Below are 19,035 nucleotides of genomic sequence, written 5' to 3'. Positions count from 1 at the left end.
TGATGTCTTTTCTATGGTAGTTATGCTAAATTTTATCTCCTACAGCGCTTAAGCTATGTCATAAAGGCGCTTTGGAGTTAAATGTACTATATACTGATTACTTCGATCCACATAATAAGTTAAGCTCTTGTTAGTTGGCAAAGGCTAGTAAACACTAGCCTTTGCTTTGTTTCATATTATTTTCTTAACATTATTCAAGCGTATTCAAAAATTCCTCATACTCATCATCAGTAGCTGGAACGATTAATTCACCATTAAGAATTTTCTCTTCATACTCTTCAACTAAAGCCAATGCTTCTTCGCTAACATTATCTGTTGTCGGTGCGATACGTACTCCGTCTTCTTCAAGACCGAATACAACTTCTTCTCCACCTGGGAAGTCACCTTCCATCGCACGTTTAGAAACTTCATATACAGCAACGTCTACACGTTTAACCATTGAAGTTAACGTTACATTTTCAGGCATACCTTCCTCATGCTGGTCACGGTCAACACCGATTACCCATACGTCTTCTCCATTTTTCTTACGGTTTTTCGCTTCCGTAAATACTCCGTTACCTGTACCACCAGCAGCATGATAAATAACATCTGCGCCTTGCTCATACATCGTTGTTGCAATTGAAGAACCTTTAGCAGCATCACCGAAGGAACCCGCATATTGTACAACTACTTCCATATTTGGATCTACAGCTTTTACCCCTGCTTTAAAGCCACTTTCAAACTTTTTAATTAAATCTGATTCTACTCCACCGATAAAACCAACTTTATTAGTTTTCGAATGCTTAGCAGCTACAAGTCCAACCAAGAATGACCCTTGGTGCTCTTTAAACGTAATGTTTGTAACATTATCTAGGTAATATGCATTAAAATCTGCATCATAAAGCAAGCTGTCGATGAGCGCAAATTGTGAATCTGAATTTTGTTCAGCAATCTTCGCAATCGGTTTTTCTAATAAAAAGCCAACTCCAAATGTTAAATCATAACCAGCGTCAGCAAAAGTTGTTAAGTTTGGTTCATATTCTGCATCACTTGCTGATTGTAAGTATTTATAGCCTGTACCTTCAGTTAAGTTAAATTCACTTCCGAATTCCACCAAACCCTCCCAAGCAGATTGGTTAAATGATTTGTCATCAACTCCACCAATATCTGTTACCATACCTACTTTGAAATCCACAGTTTCTGCTGGTGCTTCACCTTTATCAGCTTGTCCACCTTTGTCTTCATCAGCACTACCACAAGCACTTAAAAGTGTACCTGTAGCCAACACTAATGACATAGCTAAACCAAATTTTCTTTTCTTCATCGTTTACTGCCCCCTAAATGTAATTTAATGCATGAACATCAAGCTTAATTGTAGTTTGTAATGATCCACCTCCTTAAAATGACCTTTTATGGTGTGAATAATTATGATAGGCCTTTTCGCATTGATTTTCTTACTAAGGAAGAAGCGTTCTTGACACCTTCTCTTATTTCAACATGATGTCTATTGCATACAATCAGTTTTTGAAATTGAGCTTCAATAGCAACAAAGTTTACGAAAAAGCCTTATGAAAAGAGGAAAACGACATCTATGAATTATCGTCGATTGTCCTCCAACTAAGCATGTTATAAGCGCTTACGCAATACATGAAAGCTGAACTTATCCGCTTTAAAATAGTTTAATGAATATAAAATCGGTCTATCATTCGTATCAAAATGTAATTGCTTGAGCACAAGTAAAGCGGTTTCAGGATCGCATTGTAAGATTGGTGATATTTTCTCGTGATACCCCAATGGCTTAATATTAGCAACGGCATAAGATATTTCTACACCAGCTTCAAGATTTAATACCTCAAACATCGATTCTTCATCATGCGAATAATTATCTGGCAGTATATTGGTCAAGATTTTATCAATACAATATACGACAGGCTCGCCATTCGCTGTTCTCACACGTTCAACTAATAAAATTTCTTCATTTTCATCACAATGAAACCTTTTTTGATCATCTTCAGTCGGTCCTTGTTTCGTTGAAGAAAGAAAAATGGTTCCAGGCTTCATTCCACCTTGAAGGATCATGTTTGTCACACTATTTAGTTGTTCAATTCCAGACGTAAACAGTGGTTTGGAGTTTACAAATGTCCCTACTCCGTGTCTCCTAGTGACAACATTTTCTTCTTCAAGTACCCGTAGAGCTTCGCGTAAAGTCGCTCTACTTACTCCAAGTAGTTTTGACAATTCAAACTCAGAAGGTAATTTTTCTTTTTCTTTGTATAAACCGTTTTCAATATCTTCTTTTATTTTATCAATTACCTGTAAATATAACTGTCTATTGTCTGACTTGATTGACATACTTGCTCCTCCAATATTTTACTTCAAGAGATCAGACATCTGATGTTAGACGCCCATTTCAGTCGTTTATAATATATCACTTTTTTTGTGCGAAATAAATAGTACATTACAGTTTTATTAAAAAAGAACTTAACCTGTAACAAAACTTCTTTTTTTTGGAAGGATCTTTTCGTAAACTTTGTTGCAATAGTTCCTAAATATGATAATAATGTTATCTTTTTACACAATTCTATAGAAGAAAGGGTGCCTACTATAAATAAACAGCAACCGATTGAAAAGCTATACGCTTTCTTAAAAACAACTTATTCATTATAAATAATAAATCGGGTGAAGAATCTACTCCACCTCATTGCAAAAACCCCACCTAAAGTGGTGGGGTGGACTTCGAAAAATGAACTAATTTATGATCCTACATCTTCATTATGTTGTGACACTAATACTGTTCGTGGTTTACTACCTTCATAAGGTCCCACAATTCCCCTGTCTTCCATTGCATCTATTAATCTTGCTGCTCTTGTATAACCGATTCGAAAACGGCGCTGTAACATTGACACGCTTGCCGTTTGCATTTCTAACACCAATTGAATCGCATCATCATAAAGTTCATCACTAACTTCTTCTTGTGCTTCATTCACTTCTTCTGGAATCATCTCTTCTTGATATTGTGCTTTTTGTTGTGATATCACATAATCTACGATGGTTTCAACTTCATCATCTGAAAGAAATGCCCCTTGAACGCGGGTAGGTTTTGATGCTCCAACTGGTAAAAATAGCATGTCACCTCTACCTAATAATTTTTCAGCGCCACCCATATCGAGTATCGTTCTAGAATCTGTTTGTGATGAGACACTAAATGCTATTCTTGAAGGGATATTTGCCTTAATTATTCCAGTGATAACGTCGACTGACGGTCGTTGTGTGGCAATAATTAAATGGATACCAGCTGCACGAGCCATTTGAGCAAGTCTTGTAATCGCATCCTCTACATCAGACGACGCTACCATCATTAAATCTGCAAGCTCGTCCACTATCACGACGATGTATGGCAAATTTGGCTGGTTTTCTTCACCTTCATCATTAAACCTGTTAATGTAATCATTATAACCTTCAATATTACGTGTCCCTGTATGAGAAAATAACTCATAACGTCTTTCCATTTCATTAACAACTTTTTTTAAAGCTTGTGATGCCTTCTTAGGGTCTGTTACAACCGGCGCTAATAAATGAGGGATACCATTATACATATTTAACTCTACCATCTTCGGATCTATCATCATCATTTTTACTTCGTGCGGTTTTGCTCTCATTAAGATGCTCGTGATAATTCCATTAATACATACACTTTTACCACTACCTGTCGCTCCTGCGACAAGTAAGTGTGGCATTTTATTTAATTGTGCAAGTATCGGTTCACCAGATATATCTCGTCCTAGACCAATTAGTAATTTGTTATCTTCATTATTTTTTTCTTTTGATTCCAACACTTCACGAAGTAGTACAGTTGCAACTTCATCGTTAGGAACTTCAATACCTACTGCGGATTTGCCAGGGATTGGTGCTTCAATTCGAATATCCTTTGCCGCAAGTGCTAATGCGAGGTCATCGTTTAAATTGACAATTTTACTTACTTTAACACCTACATCTGGGTAAACTTCATATTTAGTAACAGCAGGCCCTAAATGAACTTTAGTTACTTTAGCATTTACACCAAAACTTTGGAATGTTTTTTCTAGTTTTCTTGCGTTTGCATAAACGCTATTATGTTCACTACGCTGATTAGTTTGTTTTGGAGCATACAGTAAGTCGATTGATGGTAGCTCATAATGAATATTTTCCGTTTCTTTAAAGGTCAATGGTCCATTCTGATCGATATGAATATTCTCCTCAACAATTGGTACCTGCTCTTTCTCTTCAATTTGTTCTTCATTTTTTTGCTCAATAGGTTCTTGAACCTTGTCGGTGAAGTCTGAAATAACAGGGGTGACATCAACTGATTCAACAACATAGTCCTCTTCTATTTGTTCTGTATCGGTATCTAGCTTTTCTTTTTTCGGCTTTGTCTTCCGTTCTTCCTTGTGCTTCCTTTTATTTGTTTTGCTAAAAAATTCCTTTATATCTTCGATAAATGATACCCATTGCCTTTTGAAGAAATCCACAACAGGTACTGCTACTTTTAACAAAGTTTCTTGAAGGGTTTTACCTGTAATTAAAATAATACCAATAATGATAAATAATAGTGCAAGCCACTTAGTTCCTAAACTATCAAACAAATAATGAAAAGCGGCAAATAAAAAAGCACCAATCATTCCTCCACCAAGATCAGGTTGAGTAGTTTCTCCATTAATTTCTAAATTATATAGCTCCCACGTATTTTTTATAACGCTTGGGCTTTGAAATGGTCCTTGTTCGGTTAGGGCCTGGAATAATGCAACATGACTTAATAACATGAGTGATAGCAGGATTAAATATACGCCGATTAACCTTCTGCTAAAAAAAGATGGCCATTCTCGTTTCCATAATAAATATATGGCAAGCCAAAGAAAGCCAATAAGAATGAGCATATACCATTCACCGCTAAAAAAACGGAATAACAACACAAGACTAGTACCTACAACACCTAATTTAGCAATCGCAATACTAGTGATTGCAATTAGCAAAAGTCCGATCAACTCAAAGGTAAGGGCTGCTTGCCATTTGTTTTTCATTTTTGATCTCCTTCTTTTCCTTTTTGCCAATATATTCTCACCCCAATCTTCGTTAAATAAGACCCTCTTCGAAAAGCTTATTACTATTATCAAGGCAATAGCTATCAGATGTTTTATGCACTTCATCCTAAAACAGCCTTAAATAAGCATATGTATGTTTGATAATCGAATAAAAAGCAGCCCATTTTAGGCTGCTAATTATATGCATATAAATTATAACATATCGATGGAATAAATAGCATAATTAAAATAGTACATTCGTTCTGTCTTTTGAAAGTATGTTACCAGGCGCAACTTCTGAACGTAAAAAATGTTGTGGGTCCGTACTGATGACTCTAGAAATTTGGTAATTATTAGTTGTTGTTTCATTGACCAATAAGTTTACGCCGTCAATAACGACCATTTTTTGTTGATTATATACTTCACTCTCCTGCTGGAAAATGATTTCTGCTGGCATCATTGTGTAAAGAATCATTGTAGCATCTGCTCACTTTCATTCTGTTTCGGTTGGCCTTCAATCATTTCAGACAATTTTTTAATTGCATTCCCCACTCCTCCAACTTCGTTAATAATACCGTATTCAACTGCGTGAGAACCAATAACATTTGTACCAATGTCACGTGTTAAATTTCCTTTTGAAAACATCAGTTCTTTAAGGTGCTCCTCGGAGATTGCTGAATGCTTAGTAATGAAATTAAGCACACGTTCTTGCATTTTATCCATATATTCAAAAGTTTGAGGAACTCCAATGACTAGCCCAGTTAACCTAACTGGATGTATGGTCATCGTAGCCGTTTCCGCAATAAAAGAATAATCACAAGAAACCGCAATAGGAACTCCGATAGAATGCCCACCACCTAAAACAATTGATACAGTAGGTTTGGATAGAGAGGATAGCATTTCTGAAATAGCTAATCCCGCTTCTACATCTCCACCAACAGTGTTCAATATGACCAGGAGCCCTTCTATGTTTGGGTTCTGTTCAATAGCAACAATTTGTGGGATAACATGTTCATATTTCGTTGTCTTGTTTTGAGGCGGCAGTTGAACATGCCCTTCAATTTGTCCAATGATTGTTAAACAGTGTATTTTTGAATCCTGAGATAATTGAGGAATATTCGTTTGGCCAAGCTGTTGAATTTTGCTAACCAGACTTTCATCTTTTTTTTCACCCTGATTACCCTTATCAACTTCTTCTGAGTTTTGTTCATTTTCATATTGGTCGAATGCCATTTTTATCTCCCTTCAACGCTTGATACATTTAGTATGAACGAGATAAATAATTTCATTCTTTACAGCTTGTACAGTATTTTTATTTTAGTTTCTTTGATCCTCATCATAACAAACTAAATTATACAAACCTAAAATTGTACATATGCAATGATATTCCATCCCCCCTGACTTACCCTATAAGCGAAAGGTACATTTTAAAAATAAAGCCTCATGGTTTAATTACAGTAATGATAAAACAAGAAAGTTATCCATTCTAAAAAAAAATCCTAGCGAGCTAGGATTTTTCAGTATATAACCCTTAAGGTAGAAATCCATCTTTGAACATACGGAATTCTTCTGATAGAAGGGTATAATCAAGTTGTGTATTAGACAAATCTATTTTCGCATTTAGGACACCGATTCGGGATTTTTCTAAGTCAGTTGCTGTCAACAGACCTTCATCAAAACGTGCTTTTTGTTGTTCATATAGCTTCTCTTGTTTTTCAACGTTCTCTTCAAGTAAGTCTAACCTTTTGTGAAAAGCTTCAATTTGTTCAGCGTAATTATATGACTTTAATTCTAACTTATCATATTGATCAAACAATTGGATTTCTGCTTTTAACTGTTCAACTTCATAATATTCGACTAAATCATCTTCCGCTCTATTTCGATCTTTCACTGCTTGGTCGTAAGCTTCCTCTGCTGATTCCAAATCACCTTTAGCTTTTCCTATCGCAATATAAATTTCTTCAACAGTCTGCCCAGCAGGGGGATTTGATAGAGAAGCTTCTAGTTCAGCTATATATTTTGTTAATTCTTCAATCGTTTCTTTAAATACACTTCCCCCTAATACAGGTAAGTCTTCTGAGTCCTCTACAATATCCTTATACGTTTCAACAACCGTCCGGTAGTAAATAAGTGATGAATGACTTTGTTTCATTTCTTCTGCTAAATTTTTCGGTTCATATTCAGATGGTGGTAGCCTCTTTATGTCATCAACACCTTTGACAGATAGCTCAGTGTTCAGATCATTATCTAGCTGTTGATTCAATTGAAATTTAAGCTGATTCAACTGCTGCTGTGTTGAACTCAACGATAATTCAGCATTAGAGACACTTACTTCAGCTTGAACCACGTTTTGTTCAGATGCGATTCCCTCCCGGTATTTCTTTTCAATTTTTTCTAATTCTTGTTTGGAAATTGATAAATTATCTTGTTGAATCTTTAAAGCTTCTGTTGCCTTTTTATATTGTACAAGTAAAGAATATGCACTATACTCAATCACCCATCTCGTGGATTTTTCAGCATAATCTTCCTGAATTTCCTGTAAATCTTCTAGCTCTTCTAATGCATCAGCTTGATATTGACGGGTCGCACTTGATAATGTAACGGTATCCTTTTCGTAAATTTGCAATGATAAGTCATTCTCAATGATTTCTTCTACTGCTTGTGAGAGTGATACAGTTACCTGTTCGTCTGCATTTATCGTCATTGCAGGTATAACGAATACTATACCTAGTGTAGTCATCCATTTTTTCATTCATTTTCACCTCATATTTTATCCTGCGATTGTTTCAGAATTAGATGCTTGTGAAGCTTTCTTTCTAGTAAAGAGCCTTTTCAACCAACTACCCAAATCATCAATGATTGTGTACATAACGGGAACAAATAACAGGGTAAAGCACATTGACACGGTCAAGCCGAAAATAACAACAATACCGATCGGTTGCTGCATTTCGCTCCCTTCACCAATCCCTAAAGCAATTGGTAGCATTCCTAGTACAGTTGTGGAAGTAGTCATTAAAATAGGTCGCAATCGACTTCCACCGGCTAATATAATAGCCTCCTTACGCTCCTTCCCTTCCCTTTTTAACTGATTAATATAGTCAACTAATACGATCGCATTATTAACGACGATACCAGCTAAGACGATCAAGCCAATAAACGCAGAGAAGCTAAGCGCAGTTCCAGTAATGAATAAGCCTAAGATGACTCCAACAATTGTTGTTGGTACTGAAAACATCACGATAAATGGATATGAAAATGATTCAAATTGTATTGCCATAACTGTATACACTAGAAAAATAGCCAATGCTAATGTAATTAAAAGGTTACCTAGTGATTCGTTAAAATCTTGTTGAACACCTTCAGTTGTTACATCATATCCTTTTGGTGCTGGGATTTGTGATAGTAGCTGTTCTACCTGTGCTGTTACCTGACGAGCATCTGCACTATCAACTATATCTGCTGTAATTGCATATTGTTGTCGCTGGTCTTCACGCTTTATTGATACAGGGCCTAACGTTTGCTCAACAGCTGCTACTGATGTTAATGGAATATGCTGTCCAGATGGTGTCTTTAACAATAAGGAAGAGAGAGCCTCCATACTTTCCGTTTCTAAATCTGGTAACTTAACAACAACATCGAACTCATCACCATTTTCACGAAGTTTTGTCGCTGTATTGCCATGAAAAATTTCACTAATTTGACCTATAATTTGACTTTGGCTTAAATGATATTTTTCTGCTAATGCATCATCTACTTTTACAGTTAGCTGTGGCTGACCGTTAACACTTGGCACCTCAACGTTTTCAATAGATGGTATGCGTGATAGAAGAAGTTCTACTTGTTCAGTCAATGAATTTAATACCTCTTGCTCTGGACCTGATAGGCGAATAGTAAAGTCGGCACCGCCATTCACACCTCGAGTTGCTTGTCTCGTGCTAAAATCAGCACCGATAATTTTTTTCAAGTCATTTTGTATTGCATTCGCAAGAGTAACATTATCCATATTACGTTCTTTTTCATCTAGCAACAAAAGAGTTACACTAACGCTCGTTGGTTGGACTACTGTGTATTGGATATCAATGTTACTCTCATAATCTACTAATATCTTTTCCACTTCATCTGCATAACCTTCAACCACCTCAAAATCTGTACCACTATCAAAACTAGATGATATCGTAAGCTGGTCCTCTGCTGCTTGTGGGAAAGTCTCTAACTTTAGCATTGCAATTAAAAACAAACTACCCACAGTAAGTAAGAAGGTACTAAGAATCACGATCCAACGTCGCTTCAAACTCCATGTTAAAGTAGACAAATAGCGTTTTTTTAGAAATTTCATCCAACGTGGATCACTTGCAACTTTACTATCGGTTGAAGATTTTAACAATGTCGATGACATCATTGGAACTAGCGTCATTGCAACTAATAAAGCAGCAATTAATGAAAATGAAACGACTAACGCTAGTGGTAAAAAGATTTGGGTAATTTGTCCATTATCGATCAAAATCATTGGTAAAAATACAACAAGTGTTGTAGACGTTGATGCTATTACAGCAGAAATAAGTTCACTTCCTCCTTTAATAGCAGCTTGCTTGGAGTCCATGCCAGTTTGGCGGTATTTTGTTATGTTTTCTAAAATAACAATCGAACTGTCAACCATCATACCGATCCCTAGGGCTAAACCAGATAATGTGATGATATTTAACGTTTGATCAGCGTAATTAACTAAAATAAACGTACAAATAATTGCAAAAGGAATAGATAAACCAATTACTGCCGTTGCACGAACACTTCTTAAGAAAAACAATAAAACTAGTATTGCAAAAGCTCCACCTGCTAATAAACTAGTCGTAACACCATCTATTGAATCCTTAATAAATGTTGATGTATCCATTACAACAATAAATTCAACACCTTCATCTAATTCTCGCTGAACTTTATTTAATTCCTCATGTATCGCATCAGATATATTAACAGTATTTGTCCCCGATTGCTTTGAAATAGACAATAATACAGTTGGTTCATGGTTCAATCTAGTAATCGTCTGACGATCACTCACTGTATCTGATATTGTTGCAACTTCCTCAATCGCAATGGTTTTACCACTTGCTAGTGGAATTAGAGTAGCTTTGATATCATCGATTGACTGATACTCACCATCAACACGAATTTGGACAACTTGATTCCCTTGAATCACATCACCTACAGTTGCAGATGTATTTTTTCCCCTAATTGAGTTCACCACATCGGAAACTGTTAGGTTATATTGTTCAAGTAATAATGGCTCGATGATTACTTGTATTTCCCTCTGCTCTCCACCTTCTATGTCAACTGCAGCAACACCTTCGATTTTTTCAAAGTTTGGTGCAATATCCTTAGCAATCTGTTCAAGAGATGTAACATCTTTTCCGATTAAGCCTAGATAAATGATTGGCATACTATTAATATCAAATTTTGAAACGGCTGGTGCATCAGCATCATCTGGTAATATACTACTTACCCTTGATAACTTCTGTTGCAGCTCTGATACCGCTTCGTCTAACTCAATTGAGGTAGAGTACTCTATGATGATAGACGACGCACCAGTTCTAGAAGTTGATGAAATGGATTCTACTCCATCTAAAGATGCAATTTGTTTTTCAAGCGGCTCCGTAATTAGCTTTTCAATCTCTTGTGGAGATGCGCTGCTGTAAGTAGTCGAAACTGTAACAACATTTTCTTCAATTTCTGGTAATAGATCTAAAGGTATATCACGAAGTGATATCATACCGATTATTATTACACAAATCGCAAGCATTATTACACTTACAGGGCGCTGTACCGCTGTTTTTAATAAATGCATTATTCACCACCTCGATCATCCGATTCCTCTTTTGAATCTTTGTCTGATTTATCGTTTTCGTCTTGCTGATCTTGTGGGTTTGTAGCTTCTTTTGAATCTTGCTCCATTATTTCTAGTTCTTCACCAGGGAGCAATACGTTCATTCCATCGGATACTAGCTTATGTCCATTAATTATAAGTTCATCACCTTCTGATACTTCTCCTGTTATTGCAGACAAATCAGATTGTAAGTTCAGAACTTCTACATCCCGTCTCGCTGCTTTGCCATCTTCAACGACAAAAACATATGTATTGTCACCTTTTTGTATAATTGAATGTGTTGGAACTAACAGCTCATTTTCTACTAAAATATCAGTAAAGATTAACTGAACTACTTCTCCCCCACTCATATTTGTTGTTTCGCCTTTGAAATGTAACTCCACTTCAAAAAGCCCTTCATCATTCCGCGTTGAAGAAATAAAAGTCACTACTGCTATTAACGCTTCAGATTCTGTTGCTCTATCCACTTTTACTTCTTTACCTAATGTGAGTAGATCTTTCTGCTCCTGGGTAATTTGCGTTTTCACCATATAATTGGACACATCAGAAATCGTTAACAAAGCTTTTTGAGGGGATACATTTTCCCCAACTACGTAATTAACTGCTTTTACCTCACCAGAGATAGGCGCATATACTACAGTGTCTTGAATATTTCGTTCAGATTGACCAACTTTCGTACTAGCCTGCTGTACTGAGATTTTTGCTTGTTCAACTGAGATTGCTGCTTTTTCTACATCTTTTTCAGCTGAAGCAACGTCTATTTTGGCATTTTCAATATTTATTTCATCCTGCTCAAATGATTGTTCATCAGCTGCATTTAATTGTGCCTTTTCATAATTAATTTCAGCTTGCTGTTCTCTTTGCTCGGCTTGCTCTACTTCTTGTAAAGATACAGCACCATCCTCATATAAACGCTCCAGTCGTTCACGGTTTATAGTTGCATCTTCCCATTGTTGTTGTAGATTCGCTAAGTCTAAATCAGTTTGGGACGTGCTCGTTTCGTCATTCGCTTGTTTATCACTTAATGCAAGTTCAGCTTTAGTTAGATTTGCCATTACTTGCTCCAAACGATTTTCAGCTTGCTCTTTAGCAACAATGGCACTTTCTAATTGTTGCTTTGCATTTGCTAAAGAAATTTGGTCAAGCTGTAAGCCATCTGTATAACTTTTCCCATCAATGTCAGCTATAACTTGTCCATTTTTTACTAAATCTCCATTTTTAACATTTATTGATAGTAATTCACCACTAACTTTAGCCACAACCTCAACAACAGATGCTGGAACCACATCTCCTATTAAACGTTTTTGGGCTTCAAGATTACCCTTTTTCACACTTTGAGTTTCAACCGCAACACTTTGTATTGCAGTCATATTATTCATCTTGGTCCCAGCTTCTCCATTTACATTCGAACCCGCTGAACAACCAGTTAATAATAAAACAGCGGCCACTAGTATACTAACTTTATTCCCCACCAATTCACTTACAGCTCCTTTTCTATAAACCAAAAATATGTCCAAATGATAATTATAATGGAATTAATTACATTCATAAAGCTATAACTATCGATTTGACGAAACTATGTTATTAAATTTTGTATCTCCTTTATAAGTATATATTACAGCTTAGAGTATACAAATTGATTACCATTACATTTATGATTATACATCTTACATTTTTATCACATAACACTTTATAGTCTTGGGTTTTTCCTAGCTATTGTAAATAGCTGTTTCCGTTTGGTATTAAGAAGTATACACGTGCACAACTAGATTTTCGGCATCTTTTCTTTTGTACAACGATAAGTAATGATATAAAACTTTGTGGTACTATGTTGATAACGATATCAACAACGTTAATGAAAAGAGCCTTGTGAATAAATAAAGAGTGTTGAGGAAAATACTTCTATCTCAACACTACAATAATGGAAAGTACACTGTATATAATTAACTTCAAACCCTTAAGATAGAAAGTACACTTGATCAACTTGTTGAAATTCGTGAAAAAGTGAAGACTCTATTCACAAGTACAGGTTCCTACGCTATTTACAGAGCTAGATGTATTAAAATCTTACAAACTGACCAAAAAACATTACACTTCCATTATAATCGGCAAAATCATTGGACGTCGTTTTGTTTGTTGGAACAAAAATTCATTTAAAGCATCCCGAATACTTATTTTGATTGAATTCCATTCAATTACATACCCTTTAACACACTGAGCTATAATTTTGTTTACAATCTCGCAAGCTTGTTCTATAAGTGATTCTGATTCCCTTACATAAACAAATCCTCTTGTAATGATTTCGGGCCCTGATGCAATTTGCCTTTTTACTTTATCAAGTGTTACGACAACGATAAGAATACCATCTTTAGATAGTAGTTTACGATCTCGTAATACGATGTGTCCTACATCGCCAACGCCTAAACCATCAATTAAGATATTGGCAGCAGGGACTTTTTCTCCTGTCGAAACTTTACCGTTATTAAATTCAACTACATCACCATTATCTACAATTAAAACATTTTCAGATTTTACACCAACTGAAAGTGCCAATTTAGCATGAGCACTTTGCATTCGATATTCGCCGTGGGTTGGTATAAAGTAGGTAGGCTTCATCATATTTAACATCAATTTAAGCTCTTCTTGGCTTCCGTGACTAGAAATGTCAGTTAGGTTTTTGTTATAAACGACATTGGCTCCAACACGAAGAAGATGATCAATTGTTTTTGAAACAATTAGTTCACTTCCAGGGATGACTGGCGAAGCAATTAAAACCGTATCTTCCGGTTGTATATGTACAGGTTTATTTGATTGAGTTGCCATTTTTGATAAAGCAGCCATAGGCTCGCCCTTCGTTCCACACGTTAAAATTAATACTTGATGATCTGGTAATTTTTCAATTTGATTTAGAGGTGTAATTATATCATCACTTACTTTTAAATAGCCTAAGTCTATTGAAAGCATAACGATGTCATAAATGTGCCTTCCCACAATGGCTACTTTGCGATTATTCTCTTCTGCTGCATCAAACACTTGTTGAATTCGATTAATATTAGATGCAAAGGTTGCTACTACAACACGGTTTGGAGCACTGTAAATCCCCTCAGAAATTTCTTGCCCAATGACCGATTCGGATACAGAATATCCTGGTTTATCAGCATTGGAGCTATCAGATAAAAGAAAAAGCACCCCTTCTTTGCCTATAGATGCCATCTTATCAATATCAGCGGTTTCCATTCCAACAGGTGTTTGGTCAAATTTGAAATCCCCAGTATGTACAATTGCACCTTCAGCTGTATGAAAACAAATGCCAACACAATCTGGTATACTATGAGTTGTTCGGAAAAAAGATACTTTCACTTGATTAACTGTCAATATTGACGTTGCTGTTACTTCATTCAATAAGTCATCAGCCGCCAGTCCATGCTGTTTTAATAATTGCCTTACTAAGGCTAATGTTAATTTCGTACCATATATCGGTACTCTTAGCTCTTTCAATACATACGGTATGGCACCGATATGGTCTTCATGACCGTGGGTTAAAAATATCCCTTTCACTCTCTCCCTATTTTTAATTAAATAACTAATATCAGGAATGACAGCGTCAACCCCGAACATTTCTCCCTCTGGATATTTAAGCCCAGCGTCAACTACAAAAATATCTGTATCTATTTCCACTATATGCATATTTTTGCCGCTTTCACCTAGCCCTCCAAGCGCAATTAATCTTATATTGTCTTTCTTTTCATTCAATATAATATCCTCCTATGTACAATTTACCCGTCGCTAAATAACTTACGTCCATTATAACTGATGCATGAATTTGAATACAAGTTAATTAACGGGGCGATTTGCACATATATTAAGACTATTTTTCACATTCATTATCGCTACCTCCCCTTAGATATTAGCAAGCAATCTAGCGTTCGTTGCTTCATTTATCCTCTTAACATATGGGTCTCTCATAAACCTCATATTACAAGTCCATTGATAGTAATAGCGACAAGGATTACGAAAAAAAGAGGCTGGGACAAAACCCACCTCTGAGATGAAAAAGCCGGTGAAATTTTACAAGAAGTAAAATTTCACCGGCTTTGTTTATTTTGGAATTAAAACAAGGACCACTTCTGATAAAATAAAGTTACCACACCAAATTTCATCGGAAAGAAGGGTCCTTATGTTTAAAAATTATATCATGAATCAATTAATTTTGCCTTTAGATCTAGAAGTAAAATTACAAAAGAACGATATTGCCTTCCATGTCCATCATTTAGTTGAAAGTATCCCTCAGGAAGCGTTTGAACCATTTCTCCGAAATGAAGGCTGTCCTGCCTATCATCCACGCATGATGCTTAAAATAATTCTATGTGCCTACACGCAATCTGTCTTTTCTGGACGCAAAATTGAAGCCCTATTAAAAGACAGTATTCGTATGATGTGGCTAGCTCAAGGATATGAACCAAGCTACCGCACAATCAACCGATTCCGTGTTCAACCAGAAGTGAAAGAATTAATTCGTGAATGTTTCGTCCAATTCCGTTGCCAATTGATCGAAGAGAAACTTATTGATCAAGAAGCGATTTTTATTGATGGTACAAAAATCGAAGCAAATGCGAATAAATTTACGTTCGTCTGGAAGAAATCCATAGAGAACTATCATGAGAGTTTAATTGAAAAGTCAAACCAGCTGTACAATGAGTTACTTAAGAATGAAATCATACCTGAAATTCAACGTGAAACGGCTGAACAGTTATCATTGGATGAGCTCGCTCAATTGGTTCAAAAAGTAGACGATGTCGTAACCAAGTATGATAAACAAATTGAAGATACGTCAGACGTTTCAGAACGAAAAGCCTTAAGAAGTGAACGTAAGTATCCAAAACAAATTCGAAAGCAATTGATTGATTTCGTCTCACGTAAACAGAAATATCAACAAGACTTAGAAACCTTTGGCTCACGTAATAGTTATTCTAAAACAGATCCCGATGCGACATTTATGCGAATGAAAGATGATTATATGAAAAACGGACAATTGAAAGCTGGTTACAATGTACAAATCGCAACGGAAGGTCAATACACACTTGCCTATAGTTTGTTTTCAAACCCAACAGATACACGTACATTAATTCCATTTTTAGATGAAATTGAGCAACATTATTTCGAGTTACCGAACCACATTGTTGCAGATGCAGGTTATGGTAGTGAACAGAACTATAATGATATCCTTTCTAATAGAAAACGAGAAGCGCTTATTACGTATAACTTATATTTAAAGGAACAAAAGAAAAAGTACCGACAAAACACATTTAATCCCGAAAATTGGGAGTATGACGAGGAAACAGATACATATACATGTCCTAATCAAAAGCGCCTTCAATTTCAATATCATTCTATTCGCAATGACCGTACAGGATTTGAACGGAAGTTCAAAGTCTACGAGTGTGAAGACTGTTCCGCATGCCCATTCCGTTCATTATGTACAAAAGCAAAAGAAGGCAACAATCGAAAACTAATGGTGAATGAAAAATGGGAACAGCAAAAAGAATATGTAAGAGCGAAGCTTTCAGAAGAGACAACGAGTGCCATCTATCGAAAACGAAAAATCGATGTGGAACCAGTTTTTGGATTTTTGAAGGCGAATTTGTGTTTCTCTCGATTTTCTGTACGTGGAAAATCGAAGGTGGAAAACGAAATGGGCCTTGCGTTAATGGCTGTGAATTTAAACAAAATCACTGCCAACAAATAAGGTAATAGAGGCCCTACCACTCTAAATAGAAAAAAGGTGAATTTGAGCTCACTCAAATTCACCTTTTTCATTTTTTGAGGCTAGTTATGTCCCAGCCTCTTTCCTTCATTAAATTTACTGTAGTAGTTCGGATAATTTAACCCGTTCATGCTCCGCTAAAGGCACTAACGGTAGTCGAACTGAACCAACATCTAGCCCGCGTATTTGTAAAGCTGTTTTTACTGGTGCCGGACTCGGTGCCATAAAAAGACCCGTCATAACAGGTAATAGTTTCTGGTGAAGTAATGCTGATTCATTTAACTTATTATTGCGATATGCATGGATCATTTCCTGCATCTCATTGCCAATAACATGCGATGCAACAGACACGACCCCACTACCCCCTATTGCAAGTATAGGAAGAGTTAAACCATCATCTCCACTATATAAAAGAAAATCTTCGTCAGTATTTGCGATGATTTCTGTCATAGCGTTTAGATCACCACTGGCGTCTTTTACCGCAACGACATTGTCAATTTTTGAAAGTTTAATAATCGTCTCTGGTGAGATATTAGTTATTGTTCTGCTTGGAACATTATAAAGCATAACAGGAAGCTTTGTGCTGTTGGCGATTGCTTTAAAATGTTGGTATAAACCTTCTTGATTTGGTTTATTGTAATACGGTGCTACAAGAAGAATCGCATCTACTCCTGTTTCTTCAGCTTTTTTTGTTAATTCAATAGATGCATACGTATTATTACTTCCAGTACCAGCAATGACTGGAACCCTTCCAGCTACTTCTGAAACCACATGTTGGAACAAAGCGATTTTTTCTTCAGTAGATAAGGTTGCTGATTCACCTGTAGTACCTGAAATGACAAGGGAGTCTGTACCATTGTCAATTAAGTAATTTACGAGTTGGCTAGTTTTCGAAAAATCAATATTGCCACGATTATCGAATGGTGTAACCATCGCAGTAGCCACATTCCCGAAATCAATCAATCTTCCCACTCCTTACTAATATTTGTAAAAGGATACTTCAAAAAGTCCGGAACAAACTTATGCACTAGATCAAAGTAGTCTGTTCTTCTCCTCTTGTTGTCCCCAATAGTGAACACTATCATGATGTTTTATGATTATTACTTCCGACTTCGTGATTTTCTCCTGAAAGTTGAAAGGCATCGTGTAATGCATTGACAGCTTTCACCATATCATCCTGTTTAACTAACACCCAAATGGTTGTATGGCTATCAGCTGATTGTAAAATTTGAATTCCTAGTTCTGATAACGCTGTGACGATTTTCGCTGTTACTCCAGGAACACCATTTATTGCAGCACCGACAGTAGACACCTTTGCACAATTTCTTGTGATGATTGGATCATAACCTTTGCGTTTTAAGATTTCAATCGCATGATCTGTTAATTCATCAGGAATTGTGTACACTACGCCATTTGGTGTAATGTTAAAAAAGTCAACACTAATTTTTTCATTAGCCATTGCTTGAAACACTTCTGTTTGATGGTTAAACTCATTTTCTTTAGCAAACACTTTGATTTGTGTAACATTAGAAACATAAGCAATGCCTGTAATAAGTCGTTCTTTCACATCGCAACCTTTATTATTTTTGTCCAATGTGGTAACAAGTGTCCCTGGTGAATTGGAATAAGTTGAACGAATTCTAATCGGAACCTTAGCTTGCATAGCAATTTCAACAGCACGAGGATGTATAACCTTTGCTCCTTGATAAGCCATATTACATATCTCATTATATGTTACTATGTCTAATGGTTTTGCTGAAGAAACGACGCGTGGGTCAGCCGTCATGACACCCTCTACATCTGTGAAAATATCTATCCATTCTGCTTGAAGTGCAGCACCGAGAGCTGCTGCAGATGTATCACTGCCACCACGACCAATCGTAGTTACATCTCCATACTTCGTAGCTCCTTGAAATCCAGCTACTACGATAACATCATAATCAGCTAGTAACGAAATGACACGATCGCATTTCATATCTGTAATCTTTGCATTCGTGAAGTCATCATTCGTGCGAAAACCTGCTTGTGCACCAGACATTGCAGTTGCTTGAATTCCAAAAGAATTTAACATATTTGAGAAAACCACACTGGAAATTATTTCACCACAAGATAGCAACATATCATGTTCGCGTTTACTTATCTTACTTTTATCTGAACCTAACAAATCAATTAAAGTATCTGTTGCATAAGGGGCGCCTTTTCTACCCATAGCAGAAACAACCACAACAACTTTATAGCCCTCTGATAATGCATGTTCAATATGATCCCTAGCTAGGTTACGACCCTTTTCGTCTTTTACAGAAGTTCCTCCAAATTTTTGAACGATGATTTTCATTATTACACCTCTTGTAGTTTTC

12 protein-coding genes are annotated in these 19,035 nt (G+C 36.2%); 1 reads left to right on the top strand and 11 read right to left on the bottom strand.

Going from position 1 to position 19,035, the window contains the following annotated elements; translation table 11 throughout:
- Positions 1-190: 190 nt before the first annotated feature.
- The 9 genes from V1503_RS18565 to V1503_RS18525 form a co-directional block, all read right to left on the bottom strand.
- Positions 191-1,303 carry a BMP family lipoprotein gene (locus tag V1503_RS18565; protein WP_410628636.1) on the bottom strand — a complete coding sequence of 371 codons (1,113 nt, stop codon included), beginning with the start codon at positions 1,301-1,303 and terminating at the stop codon, positions 191-193.
- A gap of 302 nt (positions 1,304-1,605) precedes the next feature.
- The gene (locus V1503_RS18560) at positions 1,606-2,331 is read right to left on the bottom strand and encodes a GntR family transcriptional regulator (RefSeq protein WP_214482742.1); all 726 of its coding nucleotides are present in this window, start codon (positions 2,329-2,331) and stop codon (positions 1,606-1,608) included.
- Between the two features lie 401 nt (positions 2,332-2,732).
- The gene (locus tag V1503_RS18555) at positions 2,733-5,036 is read right to left on the bottom strand and encodes a DNA translocase FtsK (protein WP_410628635.1); all 2,304 of its coding nucleotides are present in this window, start codon (positions 5,034-5,036) and stop codon (positions 2,733-2,735) included.
- A gap of 244 nt (positions 5,037-5,280) precedes the next feature.
- Complete coding sequence (locus V1503_RS18550) at positions 5,281-5,511, bottom strand: YlzJ-like family protein (RefSeq protein ID WP_320258895.1); 231 nt, start codon at positions 5,509-5,511, stop codon at positions 5,281-5,283.
- The gene (locus V1503_RS18545) at positions 5,508-6,269 is read right to left on the bottom strand and encodes a ClpP family protease (protein WP_214482739.1); all 762 of its coding nucleotides are present in this window, start codon (positions 6,267-6,269) and stop codon (positions 5,508-5,510) included. Before V1503_RS18545 ends, V1503_RS18550 begins: the two co-directional genes overlap by 4 nt.
- A gap of 298 nt (positions 6,270-6,567) precedes the next feature.
- Positions 6,568-7,788 carry a TolC family protein gene (locus V1503_RS18540; protein WP_410628634.1) on the bottom strand — a complete coding sequence of 407 codons (1,221 nt, stop codon included), beginning with the start codon at positions 7,786-7,788 and terminating at the stop codon, positions 6,568-6,570.
- An 18-nt stretch (positions 7,789-7,806) separates the two neighbouring features.
- Positions 7,807-10,875: an efflux RND transporter permease subunit gene (locus tag V1503_RS18535; RefSeq protein ID WP_410628633.1), complete on the bottom strand. Its 3,069-nt coding sequence runs from the start codon at positions 10,873-10,875 to the stop codon at positions 7,807-7,809.
- Entirely contained in the window at positions 10,875-12,386 is a 1,512-nt protein-coding gene (locus V1503_RS18530) for an efflux RND transporter periplasmic adaptor subunit (protein WP_410629469.1), read from the bottom strand. The genes V1503_RS18535 and V1503_RS18530 overlap by 1 nt, the downstream gene beginning before the upstream one ends.
- Before the next feature lie 616 nt (positions 12,387-13,002).
- The gene (locus tag V1503_RS18525) at positions 13,003-14,670 is read right to left on the bottom strand and encodes a ribonuclease J (protein WP_410629468.1); all 1,668 of its coding nucleotides are present in this window, start codon (positions 14,668-14,670) and stop codon (positions 13,003-13,005) included.
- 421 nt (positions 14,671-15,091) lie between these two features.
- Between V1503_RS18525 and V1503_RS18520 the strand changes: the two genes are divergently transcribed.
- Positions 15,092-16,660 carry an IS1182 family transposase gene (locus V1503_RS18520; RefSeq protein ID WP_410626823.1) on the top strand — a complete coding sequence of 523 codons (1,569 nt, stop codon included), beginning with the start codon at positions 15,092-15,094 and terminating at the stop codon, positions 16,658-16,660.
- A gap of 114 nt (positions 16,661-16,774) precedes the next feature.
- On the opposite strand, the gene dapA is transcribed toward V1503_RS18520, so the two are convergent.
- Positions 16,775-17,641, bottom strand: coding sequence for a 4-hydroxy-tetrahydrodipicolinate synthase (gene dapA / locus V1503_RS18515; protein WP_410628632.1), 867 nt, complete (start codon positions 17,639-17,641; stop codon positions 16,775-16,777).
- A 118-nt stretch (positions 17,642-17,759) separates the two neighbouring features.
- Positions 17,760-19,013: an aspartate kinase gene (gene dapG / locus V1503_RS18510; RefSeq protein WP_410628631.1), complete on the bottom strand. Its 1,254-nt coding sequence runs from the start codon at positions 19,011-19,013 to the stop codon at positions 17,760-17,762.
- Between the last annotated feature and the right edge of the window lie 22 nt (positions 19,014-19,035).

Origin of the sequence: Nanhaiella sioensis, from assembly GCF_046557775.1 — a bacterium.
Classification (GTDB): domain Bacteria; phylum Bacillota; class Bacilli; order Bacillales; family SM2101; genus Nanhaiella; species Nanhaiella sioensis.
The sequence above is the reverse complement of the archived record's forward strand: the minus strand, read 5'-3'. Positions and strand labels throughout refer to the sequence as shown.

Excerpts from the sequence above, each read along its gene's own strand:
- V1503_RS18565 (WP_410628636.1), bottom strand. The coding sequence starts at position 1,303 with ATGAAGAAAAGAAAATTTGGTTTAGCTATGTCATTAGTGTTGGCTACA.
- V1503_RS18540 (WP_410628634.1), bottom strand. The coding sequence starts at position 7,788 with ATGAAAAAATGGATGACTACACTAGGTATAGTATTCGTTATACCTGCA.
- V1503_RS18535 (WP_410628633.1), bottom strand. The coding sequence starts at position 10,875 with ATGCATTTATTAAAAACAGCGGTACAGCGCCCTGTAAGTGTAATAATG.
- V1503_RS18550 (WP_320258895.1), bottom strand. The coding sequence starts at position 5,511 with ATGATTCTTTACACAATGATGCCAGCAGAAATCATTTTCCAGCAGGAG.
- V1503_RS18545 (WP_214482739.1), bottom strand. The coding sequence starts at position 6,269 with ATGGCATTCGACCAATATGAAAATGAACAAAACTCAGAAGAAGTTGAT.
- dapG (WP_410628631.1), bottom strand. The coding sequence starts at position 19,013 with ATGAAAATCATCGTTCAAAAATTTGGAGGAACTTCTGTAAAAGACGAA.
- V1503_RS18555 (WP_410628635.1), bottom strand. The coding sequence starts at position 5,036 with ATGAAAAACAAATGGCAAGCAGCCCTTACCTTTGAGTTGATCGGACTT.
- V1503_RS18520 (WP_410626823.1), top strand. The coding sequence starts at position 15,092 with ATGTTTAAAAATTATATCATGAATCAATTAATTTTGCCTTTAGATCTA.
- V1503_RS18560 (WP_214482742.1), bottom strand. The coding sequence starts at position 2,331 with ATGTCAATCAAGTCAGACAATAGACAGTTATATTTACAGGTAATTGAT.